The 13,640-nt window shown below is 63.4% G+C and carries 16 protein-coding genes; 10 read left to right on the top strand and 6 right to left on the bottom strand.

Annotated features, from left to right (window positions below; all coding sequences use genetic code 11):
* Positions 1-35: 35 nt before the first annotated feature.
* Together ACMGG8_RS27490 and ACMGG8_RS27485 are read right to left on the bottom strand one after the other, a co-directional pair.
* Positions 36-923 carry a dihydrodipicolinate synthase family protein gene (locus ACMGG8_RS27490; protein ID WP_414158775.1) on the bottom strand — a complete coding sequence of 296 codons (888 nt, stop codon included), beginning with the start codon at positions 921-923 and terminating at the stop codon, positions 36-38.
* A 31-nt stretch (positions 924-954) separates the two neighbouring features.
* The gene (locus tag ACMGG8_RS27485; RefSeq protein WP_060837949.1) at positions 955-1,737 is read right to left on the bottom strand and encodes an aldolase; all 783 of its coding nucleotides are present in this window, start codon (positions 1,735-1,737) and stop codon (positions 955-957) included.
* Between the two features lie 161 nt (positions 1,738-1,898).
* Here ACMGG8_RS27485 and ACMGG8_RS27480 point away from each other — a divergent pair, with 161 nt between their 5' ends.
* Entirely contained in the window at positions 1,899-2,441 is a 543-nt protein-coding gene (locus tag ACMGG8_RS27480) for a helix-turn-helix domain-containing protein (protein ID WP_060837950.1), read from the top strand.
* A gap of 213 nt (positions 2,442-2,654) precedes the next feature.
* Here the strand turns inward: ACMGG8_RS27480 and ACMGG8_RS27475 are convergent, their stop codons facing one another.
* Positions 2,655-3,674, bottom strand: a complete 1,020-nt coding sequence (locus ACMGG8_RS27475) for a DUF4917 family protein (protein ID WP_414159986.1) — start codon at positions 3,672-3,674, stop codon at positions 2,655-2,657.
* Between the two features lie 157 nt (positions 3,675-3,831).
* Here ACMGG8_RS27475 and yiaY point away from each other — a divergent pair, with 157 nt between their 5' ends.
* Entirely contained in the window at positions 3,832-4,980 is a 1,149-nt protein-coding gene (gene yiaY, locus ACMGG8_RS27470) for an L-threonine dehydrogenase (protein ID WP_414158774.1), read from the top strand.
* 54 nt (positions 4,981-5,034) lie between these two features.
* On the opposite strand, the gene ACMGG8_RS27465 is transcribed toward yiaY, so the two are convergent.
* Both ACMGG8_RS27465 and ACMGG8_RS27460 read right to left on the bottom strand, forming a co-directional pair.
* A complete protein-coding gene (locus ACMGG8_RS27465) occupies positions 5,035-5,316 on the bottom strand; it encodes a type II toxin-antitoxin system RelE/ParE family toxin (RefSeq protein WP_414158773.1) in 282 nt (93 codons plus the stop codon).
* Positions 5,306-5,545, bottom strand: coding sequence for a CopG family ribbon-helix-helix protein (locus ACMGG8_RS27460; RefSeq protein ID WP_414158772.1), 240 nt, complete (start codon positions 5,543-5,545; stop codon positions 5,306-5,308). Before ACMGG8_RS27460 ends, ACMGG8_RS27465 begins: the two co-directional genes overlap by 11 nt.
* Before the next feature lie 167 nt (positions 5,546-5,712).
* Here ACMGG8_RS27460 and ACMGG8_RS27455 point away from each other — a divergent pair, with 167 nt between their 5' ends.
* The 8 genes from ACMGG8_RS27455 (at position 5,713) to ACMGG8_RS27420 (ending at position 12,815) form a co-directional block, all read left to right on the top strand.
* On the top strand, positions 5,713-6,450 hold the full coding sequence (locus ACMGG8_RS27455) for a hypothetical protein (protein ID WP_060837954.1): 738 nt from the start codon (positions 5,713-5,715) through the stop codon (positions 6,448-6,450).
* 25 nt (positions 6,451-6,475) lie between these two features.
* The gene (locus ACMGG8_RS27450; protein ID WP_414158771.1) at positions 6,476-7,207 is read left to right on the top strand and encodes a hypothetical protein; all 732 of its coding nucleotides are present in this window, start codon (positions 6,476-6,478) and stop codon (positions 7,205-7,207) included.
* Between the two features lie 3 nt (positions 7,208-7,210).
* Positions 7,211-7,627: a fosfomycin resistance glutathione transferase gene (gene fos / locus ACMGG8_RS27445; protein ID WP_060837956.1), complete on the top strand. Its 417-nt coding sequence runs from the start codon at positions 7,211-7,213 to the stop codon at positions 7,625-7,627.
* 126 nt (positions 7,628-7,753) lie between these two features.
* Positions 7,754-8,392, top strand: coding sequence for a LysE family translocator (locus ACMGG8_RS27440; RefSeq protein WP_060837957.1), 639 nt, complete (start codon positions 7,754-7,756; stop codon positions 8,390-8,392).
* Positions 8,393-8,497: 105 nt separating this feature from the next.
* Positions 8,498-9,847, top strand: coding sequence for a diguanylate cyclase domain-containing protein (locus ACMGG8_RS27435; protein WP_060837958.1), 1,350 nt, complete (start codon positions 8,498-8,500; stop codon positions 9,845-9,847).
* A 155-nt stretch (positions 9,848-10,002) separates the two neighbouring features.
* Entirely contained in the window at positions 10,003-10,527 is a 525-nt protein-coding gene (locus ACMGG8_RS27430) for a DUF4142 domain-containing protein (RefSeq protein WP_108544647.1), read from the top strand.
* Positions 10,528-10,763: 236 nt separating this feature from the next.
* On the top strand, positions 10,764-11,849 hold the full coding sequence (locus ACMGG8_RS27425) for a type I restriction endonuclease (RefSeq protein ID WP_060837960.1): 1,086 nt from the start codon (positions 10,764-10,766) through the stop codon (positions 11,847-11,849).
* A 192-nt stretch (positions 11,850-12,041) separates the two neighbouring features.
* A complete protein-coding gene (locus ACMGG8_RS27420; protein WP_060837961.1) occupies positions 12,042-12,815 on the top strand; it encodes a GNAT family N-acetyltransferase in 774 nt (257 codons plus the stop codon).
* Here the strand turns inward: ACMGG8_RS27420 and ACMGG8_RS27415 are convergent.
* Entirely contained in the window at positions 12,775-13,593 is an 819-nt protein-coding gene (locus ACMGG8_RS27415; protein WP_060837962.1) for an AraC family transcriptional regulator, read from the bottom strand. The genes ACMGG8_RS27420 and ACMGG8_RS27415 overlap by 41 nt on opposite strands.
* Positions 13,594-13,640 lie beyond the last annotated feature (47 nt).

The raw sequence follows: 13,640 nt of genomic DNA, 5'->3' as shown, positions 1-13,640 counted from the left end.
ACGGTGTCAGCCGCCCGGGCTTTTTTGTCAGGGCTTCAACCCAGGGTCTGCAGCAGTGTGTGCAACTGTTGGCGACCGTCCGCGTTAAGGGCAAACACCGGCCGGCGTGGCTCGCCGGCGTTCAGCCCGGTCAGTTCCAGCCCGGCCTTGACCGTGGCCGGCAAGCCGCCCTTGAGGATGAAGTCCAGCAGCGGCAGCTGGCGGTAGAACAGCTCCCGGCCGCGCTGCAGGTCGTTGTCCAGCAGCGCCTGGTAGAGGTCGAGATTGAGCTGGGGGATCAGGTTCGCCGCCGCCGTGCACCAGCCGCTGGCACCGGCAGCGAAGGCTTCCAGGGCCAGCGGGTTGCAGCCGTTGTAGAACGGCACCTGGCCTTCGCCCAGCAGGTGCAGCTTGTGCATGCGCTGGATGTCGCCGGTGCTCTCCTTGACCAGGGTGACGTTCTCCACGCTGTGGAAGATCTTCAGGATCAGTTCCACCGACATGTCGGTGCCGCTGGTGGCCGGGTTGTTGTAGAGCATGATCGGCACGCCGATGCTGGCGCCGATGGCCTGGTAGTGGGCGAGGATCTCGGCTTCGCTGAGCTTCCAGTAGGAGGTGGGCAGCACCATCACCACGTCGGCGCCCTGGGCTTCGGCAAAGCGCGCGCGGCGGATGGCCTTGGCGGTGGTCAGGTCGGAGACGCTGACGATGGTCGGCACGCGCTTGGCCACGTGGCGGATGCTGAACTCGGCGACCTGGTCCCATTCAGTGTCGCTGAGGTAGGCGCCTTCGCCGGTGCTGCCCAGGGGCGCGATGGCGTGGACGCCGGCGTCGATCATGCGGTCGATGGAACGCCCAAGGGCGTCCAGGTCCAGGCCTTCGCCGTTGGCGCCGAAGGGGGTGACGGTGTAGCCGATGATGCCGTGGATCTTGGGGGTAGGCATGGTGCAACTCCTGCAAGGCATAAGGGGTGGATCAGTTCAGGCAGTCGGCGTGTTTTTTCAGGTTTTGCCGAGCGTAATAGTTGAAGGCGGCGCCGTGGCGCTTGGGCTTGGAGATCCAGTCGTGGGCTTCGCGGCCCAGCTCCGGGAGGATCGGCTTGATGCGGCCGGCGGCCATGGCCAGCAGTTGCAGCTTGGCCGCGCGCTCGATCAGTTGGGCGATCACGCAGGCTTCCTCGATGCTGGCGCCGGTGGACAGTTGGCCGTGGTGGGAAAGCAGGATCGCGCGTTTGTCGCCCAGGGCCGCGGAGATGATTTCGCCTTCTTCGTTGCCCACCGGCACCCCCGGCCAGGCTTCGAGAAAGGCGCAGTCCTCGTACAGCGGGCAGAGGTCCATGTGCGACACCTCAAGCGGCACTTCGAGCATCGACAGCGCGGCAACGTGGGTCGGGTGGGTGTGGATGATGCAGTTCACGTCCGGCCGGGCGCGGTACACCCAGCTGTGGAAACGGTTGGCCGGGTTGGGCATGCCGTGGCCTTCGAGGACTTCCAGGTCTTCGTTGACCAGCAGCAGGTTGCTGGCGCTGATTTCGTCGAAGCCCAGGCCCAGTTGCTGGGTGTAGTAGGTGCCCGGTTGCGGGCCGCGGGCGGTGATCTGCCCGGCCAGGCCCGAGTCATGGCCGTTTTCGAACAGGATGCGGCAGGTCAGGGCCAGCTTTTGCCGGTCGGTCCACGTATTATCCGCCAGGGTGTTTTGCATCTGGGTCAGGGCTTGCTTGACCAGCTGGTCTTTGGGCAGTGCTAATGTCTTGGCCATGTCGAAGGTCCTTTGAGAAGTGCAATGGACGTCGGATCTGCGCTTCACCTGCTGCTTGCGAGGTGGTTGGGTGAGGCGTGATGACACTTAAAAGGCTATATGACACTTTGTGTCATTGGCAAGCGCCAATCGTTGTTTCCTAGATGGATTAACCGCTCTACATGTCTATCCGTTTGAAATTACTGAGAAAAAAACTTGGCGTGACCCTGGAGGCCCTGGCCGAAAAATCCGGGATGACCAAGAGTTATCTGTCGAAAGTCGAGCGCGGGTTGAACACCCCGTCGATCGCGGCGGCGCTGAAACTGGCCAAGGCGCTGAACGTCAAGGTCGAGGAGCTGTTCGCCGAGGACAGCATCAGCCTCGACAGCTACAGCCTGGTGCGCAGCGACCAGCGCCAGTCGCTGGCGGCCAACGACCAGGCCCCGGGCTATGCGGTGCTGGCCCACCAGGTCAGCGAGCGCAACCTGCTGCCGTTCATCATCTACCCGGCCAGGGAGTTCAGTGACAAGACCTTCAAGGAGCACCTGGGGGAGGAGTTCCTGTTCGTCCACGAAGGCCAGGTGGAAGTGGATTTCATGAACGAACGGGTGATCCTCAACCGTGGCGACGCACTGCACTTCAACGCGCAGAAACCCCACCGAATCCGCTCCCTGGGGGACGAGCAGGCGCAGTTGCTGGTGGTGGTACACAGCAACGAAGAATGAACCCCGACCACTTCCTGTAGCCGCTGCCGCAGGCTGCGAACGGGCCGCAGGCCCGCGGCGATCCCCAGGGCGCCCAAGCCCCTGGCGGTGCTTATCGCAGGCTGCGCCAGCGGCTACACCAAGCCTGGCGCGTCCCCATCTGTAGCCGCTGCCGCAGGCTGCGAACGGGCCGCAGGCCCGCGACGATCCCCAGGACGCCCGCGCCCGGCGCGGTCAGTGTTCGACGGGCACCGCCAGGGCCGGGTTGCCCAGGGCGTGGGTCTTGGAATCGAAGAAGCGCAGGTTCAACTCCAACCCTTCGAACAGCTTGGCGTAGTGGCGCTTCTGGTGCTGGATGAACGCCGCGCTGCGCGGGTAGATGGAGATCGCCAGGGTCGTGACGGCCGACTGGCGGATCGCCTGCACCAGGTGCTGGTCCTGGGGCCCCAGGTTGTGGCCGAAGATGCACAGGGCGCCGCTGTGATCCAGCAGCTGCTGGTAGCAGAACGACAGGTAGTCCGAGCTGCGGATGGTCTTGAGCTTGTCCGCCAGCGGCCCTTCGCTGACGAACAAGGGCACGTCGTCCAGAGTCTTGAGGGTGTTGTTGATGGCGAAGCTGCCCAGCAGGGTGCCTTCGGTGGCACTCAGCTTGCGCGCGCTGCCATCGAGGTTGCGTACCAGGTGCAGGCCGCCGTGCAGGTAGAGGATGCGGGTCGCGGCACGGGGGGCGGTGCCCAGTGCGAAGGCCGGGTCGGCGCCGTGAAACAGGTCGTCGATGCCTTGGCTGTCATGCTGCACGGCCCAGTAGTTGAGCAGGTCGTAGTTGCTGGTGAACACCGTGGGGTAGCGCCGCAGTTCCTGGTTGATGGCCGCCAGGCTCTGCGCCTGGATCAGGCGCCAGGGAATGTGCACCGCGTGCACGGTGTTGATCAGCGCTTCCTTGATCGCGTAGTAGCGATTGCGCGGCGCCGCCGAGCTGACCGCCAGGGCCTTGTTGACCCGGCTGGTGGTTTTCAGGGCCCCCAGCACCTGCTCGAAGCTGCGGGTCTGCAGGGCTTCGAACACGCTGAGTTCGGATGGACTCAGGGGCTTTTCTTCGACGGTGCGGGCGTTTTCGAACAGCGAATCGTAGGCGAAGTCTTCCCACACGGCGCGGCTGGCGCCGTTGCCGATCAGCAGGCCGCCGAACGCCGTGCTCGTGCCCAGGGCGTTCCAGTCTTCAAGTTCGGCGTCAAATTCCTGGAAATCCGTCATCGCGGTCATTGGTCTCAAGGCAGTAGGTGATCAGGGCGCCGACTTTATCACGACCGACCCTTGAGCCAGATCAAGATCGCCCGTGACCGATGAGTCGATCCTGTCGGGCATACACCGCATCGACACCCGCATTGGGCCTTCGCCCGGAGACTTCCTCATGAGCAGCACCTTCTTTATTCCCGCCGTCAACATCATGGGTATCAACTGCCTGGACGAAGCCATGGAGGCCATTCGCAACTATGGTTTTCGCAAGGCGCTGATCGTCACCGACGCCGGCCTGGCCAAGGCCGGGGTGGCCGGGATGATCGCCGAGAAGCTGGCCATGCAGGACATCGATTCGGTGATCTTCGATGGTGCCAAGCCCAATCCGAGCATCGCCAACGTCGAGCAGGGACTGGCGCAGTTGCAGCAGTCGCAGTGCGATTTCGTCATCTCCCTGGGTGGCGGTTCGCCCCATGACTGCGCCAAGGGCATTGCCCTGTGTGCCACCAACGGCGGACAGATTGCCGATTACGAAGGGGTCGATCGCTCAAGCAAGCCGCAGTTGCCGCTGATCGCCATCAACACCACCGCCGGCACCGCCAGCGAAATGACCCGTTTCTGCATCATCACCGACGAGTCGCGCCACGTGAAAATGGCCATCGTCGACCGTAACGTCACGCCCTTGCTGTCGGTCAACGATCCGGCGCTGATGGTGGCGATGCCCAAGGGCCTGACCGCCGCCACCGGCATGGACGCCCTGACCCATGCCATCGAAGCCTATGTGTCCACCGCCGCCAACCCGATTACCGATGCCTGTGCGCTCAAAGCCATCAGCATGATCAGCGCCAACCTGCGCCAGGCGGTGCACGACGGCAGCGATCTGTTGGCGCGGGAGAACATGGCCTATGCCCAGTTCCTCGCCGGCATGGCCTTCAACAACGCGTCCCTGGGCTTCGTGCATGCCATGGCCCACCAACTGGGCGGTTTCTACGACTTGCCTCATGGGGTGTGCAACGCCGTGTTGCTGCCCCATGTGCAGAGTTTCAATGCCAGCGTCTGTGCCGACCGCCTGACCGATGTGGCCCACGCCCTGGGCGCGGACATCCGTGGTTTCAGCCCGGAGGAGGGGGCCCAGGCGGCAATCGCGGCGATTCGTGTCTTGGCTCGGGATGTGGAGATTCCTGCCGGCCTGCGTGAGCTGGGGGCCAAGTTGCAGGACATTCCGCTGCTGGCGGCCAACGCCCTGAAAGACGCCTGCGGCCTGACCAACCCGCGTCCGGCGGATCAACGGCAGATCGAGGAGATCTTCCGTAGCGCGTTTTGAGGAACGGGTAGATCCGTTTCGCTGGCAAGCCAGCTCCTGCAAGTGAAGCGTTCATCAACGCGCCGGGGGCTGACGGCGGGTATGGAAAATTCGCAGTATCTGTAGCCGGTCTCCCCGCACCCGATAGGGAATCAGGTAGGGCCAGCCCGGGACCATCCACTCCCGGGTGCCGGGCAGGCGGCCTTCGCGGCCGCTTGAGGGGAGGCGGGCCAGTTGCTCGATGCTGGCCAATAGCGTCCTGACGAATTCCGCTGCGGCCCGGGGATCGTCCTGGGCGATATGACGCGCCTCAGCATCCAGGTTGTTCAAGGCGCTGCGCAGCCATTCAATGCCCATTGTCGGTCCACTTGCCGGCGATGGCCGCCACTTCTTCGGCACTGGCAAAGTCACCCGCGTCGGCCTCGTTCAGGGCCTTCTGGATTTCCTCTATCTGCCAGGCTTCCCGCGCCAGGTAATCCCGCAGGGCATCCACGGCGAGAAACGACTTGCTGCGCCCGGTGGCCTTTGCCAGCAGGGCCAGGGTTTCAGCGAGCTCATCGGGCAAGCGCAGGGACATGATGGACATGGCGATCTCGTCATACCCTAGCCCAGCCCCGGCCATTCGTCAGGTCTGGAGTTGTCACAAGGCAAGGCAACTCCCGAGCTCCAGCTCCCAGCGTTGAAAGCGCCCGCGCGGCAGAGGATAGTGCGAGCAGAAATCGCGCTGTATCCGCCTGTCACAAGGAGTCGTGAATGTTCCGTCGCTCTTCTCTGATCCCGCTGCTGGGCAGCCTGGCGTTGCTGGCCGGCGCCACCTCGGTGGCGGCCCAGTGCCTGCCGCCGCCACGCAATGCCGAGGTTCCGGGCTTTTCCCTGTGCAAGGACTGGCCGGCGTTTGCCGACCAGAGCATCAGCCTGTTGTCCGAGATGGTTCCGGACCCCAGCGACACCGGCAACGGTGACGGCACCTACAACCTGCAACTGGCAGTGCTGGAGCGCAACAGCGGACAGGTTCTGGCGCGCTATGCACAGCCTGCGGCCTTTGTTTCCGACGCGGTTCGCCTGGAGAGCGTGAAGCTCGACACCGGGCGCTTCCAACTCACGCCGCAGGTGCGGGCGTTCGGGGTCCGTGCCGGGTTCGAGGGCTCGTCCCGGGTCAACCCCTTCAGTCAGGTCTGGCTCAGCCTGTATGTGCGAGAGGGCAGCACCTTGCGCCCGGTGCTGGAGAAATTCCTGGCCCACTCCTACAACGGCGAATGGGATGGCCAGTGTGCCGGGGAGGGGACAAAAACCACCCGTACCCTGGAGATCGCCAAGACCCGCAGCCACGGTTATGCCGACCTGATCGTGCGTTCGGTCAGCGTCAGTACCCGAAGCGAAATAGTCGGCGAGGAGTGCCAGTCCAAGTCGGTGACCGCCAAGCCGGTGCTCGTCACTTTGCATTACGACGGCCAGCGTTATGTCCTGCCCAATGGCTACAGCGGTATCTGATACCGGCAATCGATAAGGACGCTTGATGAAACGGCTTGAACAATCGGCCCGAGGGCTGCTGCTGTGCGCCTTGCTGGGCATGGCGACGACCGCGCTGGCCGAGTGCAGCGACTCAATCTATGCCCCGGGAGAACTCCATGTCTGCAAGCCCTGGCCGGCGGAAGAAGGCATGAATATCGGGGTTCGAGCAACGCCGATGCAGGGGCCGGTCAACGCCAAAGCACCCCGCTACAACCTGGATGTGGCGCTGCTGCTCGACGACAACGGCTGGGCCGTGGCCAGTTACAACAAGGACCTGGCCCCGCGTTCCGATGGCCTGGCCTTGCAGGGGTTGCAGATCGACACCGGGCGTTATCAGTTGAGCGAGGAGGAGCGGGCCTTTGGCCTGCGGGTGAACTACCTCCGCGCCTCCAGCCCCCGGCCCTATGAGAAAACCGTGCTGACCCTGTTCGTGCGCGATGGCAAGGGCCTTCCGCCGAGGCTCGAAGGGCTGGTGGTGGATGAGCGCCGCGGCGAGTTCGGCACGGGCGGTGAGTGTGTCGGGCGCAGCCGGATCCTGCAGCGGACCCTGGAGCTGGGCAACGGCCAGCGCAATGGCCATGTCGACCTGCTGGTGCGTACGCGAATCGTCGACACCGAGCATTTCAAGGGCCCGGCCGGTTGCGAGCGTCGTGATCTGGCGCCCAGGAGCAGCCGCGTTACCTTGCACTACGACGGTCAGCGCTACCCCTTGCCCCAAGCCCTGAAAGGTGTGTGATCCATGCTCACTGGCCTCAATCACCTGACCCTGGCGGTCAGCGACTTGCCCCGCAGCCTGGCTTTCTATCACCAGCTATTGCAACTGCGCCTGGAGGCCACCTGGGAGTGCGGAGCCTATCTGTCGTTGCCGGGGCTGTGGCTGTGCCTGTCCCTGGACCCGCAACGGCAGGCGCCGGCCGTTGCCGATTACACCCATTACGCCTTTGGCGTCGGCGCTGCGGATTTTTCATCGCTGGTCCAGCGTCTGCGGGAGGCGCGGGTGCAGGAGTGGCGTGACAACCGCAGCGAGGGTGCATCGTTTTATTTTCTCGATCCCGATGGCCATCGACTGGAGGTCCATGTCGGTGACTTGGCCTCGCGATTACGCGCCTGTCGCGAACGTCCCTACGCGGGAATGCGCTTTTACCCCACCGACTGAGGTTGCGCTGCCTGGAAGCAGCTGACGAAAGTCGCTGGTGGCAAGGTGCCTTGATCGTGCAGAATCCGGCAGATTCGTTCTGTGCCTGGCGTTACCGTGAGGTGCATCCGTCCTGGAGTCTTGCCGATGACCTCATCGCTGTTGCTGGCCGTTATCGCCTCGGGTTTCATTTATGCCATCACCCCCGGACCCGGGGTCCTGGCGGTGTTCGGCATCGGTGCGTCCCGAGGCCGCAAGGCCGGCGCCGGGTTTCTTGGCGGGCACATGCTGGGGGATGTGGTCTGGTGCAGCACGGCGCTGATCGCCATTGTCGGTGCCCGGGAAATCGGCAGCGAGGCTTTCAATATCCTCGGCCTGCTCAGTGGCCTGTACCTGTTCTGGCTGGGAATGCGCGCGATCCGCGCCCGTCGCGGCAACGGCGATGAGCCCCAGGGCGCCGCGCGCCATCCGTTCTGGCACGGCGTTCTCTTCGGCCTGACCAATCCCAAGGCATACCCGGTGGCCGTGGCCACCTTCACTGCGCTGCTGTCCAGCCGCGCCGAGCTGCTCACCTGGTCGATGCTGCCCGGTCTGATTGCCCTGAGCTTCCTCGGTGGGCTTGCGGCATACGCTATTCTCATCGGCGTTGTCGGCGCGCGTCGGGTGCGCGATGGCTACCAGCGCCACGAACTGGCAATCACCCGGATCTGCGGGGTGATGTTCATCGGTTTTGCGATCAATGCCCTGCTGCATGCGGTACCGGGACTGATCGGCAACAAGGCATAACGCCGCTCGCGGGGTGCGAGGGTGTAAGGCCGGTGCTCGACACTGGCCGAACAGGCTCAAGGGATGGGTACTCAGTGCATTTTTCATGGGTAGTAGCTTTCTCTGATGGCAACCAACAACTCCGCGCCTCTGGCCAGTTTCATCGACCTGCTCCTGGACGCCGTGTGCGCCGTGGATATCGAGGGTCGCTTCGTGTTTGTCAGCGCTGCCTGCGAGCGGGTATTCGGCTACACCGCCGATGAGCTGATCGGTCGGAGGATGATCGAGCTGGTACACCCGGACGATCGCGAACGCACCCTGCAGGCCGCCCGGGAAATCATGGGCGGTGTGCCCAAGCCCAACTTCGAGAACCGCTACCTGCGCAAGGACGGGCGCGTGGCCCATATCCTCTGGTCGGCGCGCTGGTCGGAGGTGGACCAGTTGCGCATTGCCGTGGCCCGGGACATCACCGAGCGCAAGCTGGCCGAGTCGAAACAGGCCGCGCTGTATGCCATCTCCGAGGCGGCCCACGCCACCGAAGACCTGCTGGGGCTGTTCAAGCGAGTGCACCGGATCATCGGCGAGTGGCTGCCGGCGCTCAATTTCGCCCTGGCGCTGTACGACGAGCGCAGCGACAGCCTGAGCTTTCCCTACCACGTCGACGACTGCGAAAGCAGCCCGGAACGGCCCGGAACCCTGATCGGGCGGTTTTGCGCCCAGGTGCTGCAGCATGGCCAGTCCCTGCTGCTGGCGCCCACATGCCCGTCGAGCCGGAATCTGTGGGACGAGTTCGCGGTCATCCAAGGCCCGCGTTGCTGGCTGGGGGTGCCGCTGAATTCGCAGAAGGGCACCATCGGCGTGCTCATGGTCAAGAGCGCCCCCGGCGCCCAAGGCTACGGTGAGGCGGAGCTGGAACTGCTGCAGTACGTCAGTGCCCAGCTGGCTGCGGCCATCGAACGTGCGCAATTGCATGCGCGCCTGCACTACATGGCCGAGTACGACCAATTGACCCATCTGCCCAATCGCGAACTGCTGCGCGAGCGCTTGCGTTCGGCCCTGGCCCGGGCCCGGCGCGACTCGGGACGCATGGCCCTGCTGTACGTCGACCTGGACAAGTTCAAGGAGGTCAATGACACCTGCGGGCATGCCGTGGGCGACATGCTGCTGCAAGCGGTGGCCAACCGCCTCAAGGGTTGCGTGCGCGAATCCGACACCGTGGCGCGCATGGGCGGCGATGAATTCGTGGTGCTGCTGGAAAGCGTGCAGCACATTGATGACGCCCAGCACGTGGCGGAAAAAATTCGCCACGCGCTAAACGAGCCACTGCGCCTGGATGGCCATTGGCTGAACATCCTGCCGAGCATCGGCATTGGCCTGTACCCCGAACATGGCCTGGAGGAAAAACAGCTGTTCAAGTACGCCGACGAGGCCATGTATGCGGTCAAGCGCGAGCGCAAGAGCCGCTCCAGCGCCTGAGGCCGGCGCGCTGATCCAGCCCCCGGACCCAAGCGGGAAGCGTCGCCGTTCGTCGTCTCGGCGCCGCTCCCGGTAAACCTTTGGCGCTCAGGGTTTTCCCAATGCAGGCGGGGGCGCTGGCTCCCGCCGGATGGATTTGCAAGAGGAGACCCCCCATGAACTGCATGGCCACTGTCCTTGGCCGCGCCGGCCTGGCCCTGTTGCTGGGCCTTGGTGCCGGCAGCGCCCTGGCCCAATCCCCTGCGGCCTTCATCGACGATGCCTCGGCCCAAGCCATGGCCGATATCGAAGCCAGCCGCCAGGCGCACCGGCTGACCTCATCCAAGGCGCTCAAGGAATACACCATCCAGGTGATCAACGATCGCACCACGGCCAATCAGCATCTGGCGAAGATTGCCAGGCAGCTGGACCTGCCGGTGGCCCCCCGGGAACAACTGCTGGACCAGGCCAAGCGCCGGGTGCCGCCACTTCCCGAAGGCGAGGATAGCGACCGCGTCTACGCCACGAACCAGATCAAGGCCACCCAGGCGGCGATCCGGCAGATCCGGCAACAGGCGCAGACCAGCGAGCTTCCCGAGCTCAAGGCGTTCGCCGAGGAAACCCTGCCGAAACTGGAAAACCACCTGCAAATGGCCAGGGCGATCCGCGCCGGACGCCCGATCGATCGGCTGGAGGGGTGAACTGGCGTGAGCTGCTTCCAGCTGTTGGTGGGGCTCACAGACAGTTGCCTTGGGTGCTTCAACCTTAAGGCTGTTTGCTGCAGCGCGGCGTTTTTCTTCGCTTCGCTGCTGGCTGATGCTCAGGTGCGCTCCAGTTGATGTGGATGTCTGTCTTTGTGACGGTTTGTGACTAGTATCAATGGCGGTCAAAGTGCCAGCACGCTAACTCACGGATCGGAATCAGTCAGAGGTCTCCCATGGAATTTCTCGAAAAACTAACCAACCTTGCTGCCAAGGTGCGGCTGCAAGGTGCAGCCATTCAAACTGAAGAGGCCACGAAGAATGCTTTCGTCATGCCCTTTATCAGTACGGTTCTGGGCTATGACGTCTTCGATCCGATGGAGGTGACCCCGGAGTTCGTCTGTGATGTCGGAACCAAGAAAGGCGAGAAGATCGATTACGCGATCATCAAGGATGGCGAGGTGCAGATGCTCATCGAGTGCAAGAAAATCGGTGAACCACTGCACATCAATCATGCTTCTCAGTTGTTTCGCTATTTCCATGTCACCAGTGCGCGTATTTCCATTCTCACCAACGGTCAGGTCTACAAGTTCTTCACCGATCTGGACGCGCCGAACAAGATGGATGAGAAACCTTTTCTTGAGCTCGATCTGCTGGACATTGACGAGTACTCCGTTCCTGAATTGATCAAGTTGACCAAGTCGGCGTTTGACGTCGATTCGGTACTCAGTGCAGCTGGCGAATTGAAGTACGTCAGTCAGATCAAGAAAGTGATTGCCTCCCAGATCAGCAAACCTGACGACGACTTTGTGAAGGTTTTTGCTTCTCGGGTATATGAGGGCGTGATCACCCAGAAAGTCAGGGATCAATTCTCTGAACTGACGCGCAAGGCCATCGGGCAGTTTCTCAATGACCAGATCAATGAGCGACTCAAGTCAGCCATGAGTGGAACTAACCAGACGGTCATCACGACGCACTCTGCACCCATCAACGATGGACGTGAGCTGGTGGAGGAGGACGGCCCGGATGAAAAGATTTTCACGACGCTGGAGGAGCTGGAGGGGTATCACATCGTGCGAGCGGTGGTGCGCTCTGTGGTGGATGCCAAGCGGATTGTCCAACGTGATACCCAGAGCTATTTCGGTATCTTGCTCGACGACAACAATCGCAAGCCCATTTGCCGTCTGCATTTCAACCGTGCCCAAAAATACATCGGCATTTTCGACCAGGACAAAGTCGAAACTCGCCATCCGATCAGTTCGGTCGATGAGATCTATGAATATTCGGAACATTTGAAGAAGACGGTGGGTTTTTACGACTAGGCGATCTGTCTTCTAGAGAAAAACCGGCGGCCTGCCGTGATGAGTGAGCAAGGCGGTCCAGCGCCTGCTTACACCTCGGTACATGGCTTCGCACAATCAAACAGGATTGTGCTGGAGCTGCCTGGGCTGTGGGCTTAACGTGGCCCGCTGCAGGCGTCGGATCCGGCGCCGCGAGGCTCAAGGAGGCAGGACATGGCGCAGGCACCGCGCGTTGCGATCAGCGATCTGTACCATCGGGCAGAGGATTATTTCTTCCTGTCCATCTCGCAGTTCTATCGCCGCTTTGGCGACGAGGTGAACGCCTATTGCACCGGCGTTGCAGCCAGCAGCCTGAACCTGCTGCTGATGCAGGGCAGCGAACGCGACAACGCCGAGCCTCTGGCCGAGGGCGTGGCGTTTCTCGAGCGTGCCGGGGTGCCGTTCTGTGTGGTGATGCCCCAGGCCCAGGCGGCGCGCTACAGCCAGCAGTTGCTCCAGCAGCAACTGGTGGCGGCGGACCAGACCCGGTGCATGGCCCTCGATCTTGCTTCCTACGTCCCGCCCCAGGCCGCGCCGGCGCTGAGGGATGTGCGCTGCACCGATCGGCACCTGCAGGATTGGGCGCGGCCGGTGGCGAGTGCCTTCGAGTCGGGGGATGCGGCCATCGAGCAGTACCTGGCGCGGCATCGGGCGGCGTTGCAGGCCGGGCGGGCCTTGCGGCATTTCAGCCTGTACGTCGATCAGCGTCCGGTGAGCGCCTTGACCCTGTCCCTGGGGCCGGAGGTGGCGCGGCTGGACGATATCGGCACGCTGCAGGGTTTTCAGGGGCGGGGTTATGCCACGGCGCTGATCCACGCGGTGCTCGGCTTCGCCCGGAGCCGGGGCGCCAGATGGTGCGTGCTGGAGGCCTCGCTCGACGGTCTGTCGATCTACCGCAAGGCCGGCTTCAATGTCCTGTTCGACTACCGCACTTTCTGTCAGGCATGAGCGGGGCCGCGGCGTTCTGCCGGAACTGCCGCGGGCTGAGCCCGGTGAGGGCCTTGAATTGCCGGCTGAAGGCGCTGTGGTCGGTGTAGCCGCATTGCAGGGCCACTTCGGTGATGGGCTCCTGGGTCAGCAGCAATTGTGAGGCGTGTTCCAGGCGCACCTTGTGGATCATCTGCCGCGGCGTGAGGTGGAAGATGCGCTTGCAGTAGCGCTCCAGCTGGGCCGTGGACAGCCTGGCGATGCGGGTCAGGTCCTGCAGGCGGATGGCTTCGCTGTAGTGCTCGCGGATATGCCGGTCCACCGCCGCCAGGCGTTCATAGGCCGGATGGGTGTCATGGGCCGCCTGCAGGTCCAGGGAGATGCCGGCCATGCCGATGATCCGGGCGTCACGACCATAGAGCGGCAGCTTGTGGGTCAGGCACCAGCCCGGTTCGCGACTGCCGTACAGGTGCAATTCCAGTTGGCCCTTGATGGTCACGCCCTGGTGCAGCACGCGCTGGTCCTGCTCGGTGTAGACCGGGCCGAGCACCGCGGGAAAGACCTCGGCGGAGGTCTTGCCCAGCAGGGGGCGGATGCTCTTGAAGCCGCAGCGCTGGGCCAGGGTCAGGTTGGCGATCAGGTAGCGGGCCTGCAGATCCTTGATGAAGAACACCGCGCTGGGGATGCAGTCCAGCAGCGGGGCGAGGGGTGCCATGTTGGCCAGCAGGCTGTCGATGTCCCCGGGGGATTGGGCGGCGATGGCCCTGGGCAAATGGTGGAGCTGTGCGCTATCGATCATCGTCGGCCTCTCTCTGGGGGGGCTTGGGGGATGGATCTGTGTCGCTA

The sequence above is a fragment of the Pseudomonas sp. BNK-45 genome (assembly GCF_047456255.1).
Taxonomy (GTDB): domain Bacteria; phylum Pseudomonadota; class Gammaproteobacteria; order Pseudomonadales; family Pseudomonadaceae; genus Aquipseudomonas.
The sequence above is the reverse complement of the archived record's forward strand: the minus strand, read 5'-3'. Positions and strand labels throughout refer to the sequence as shown.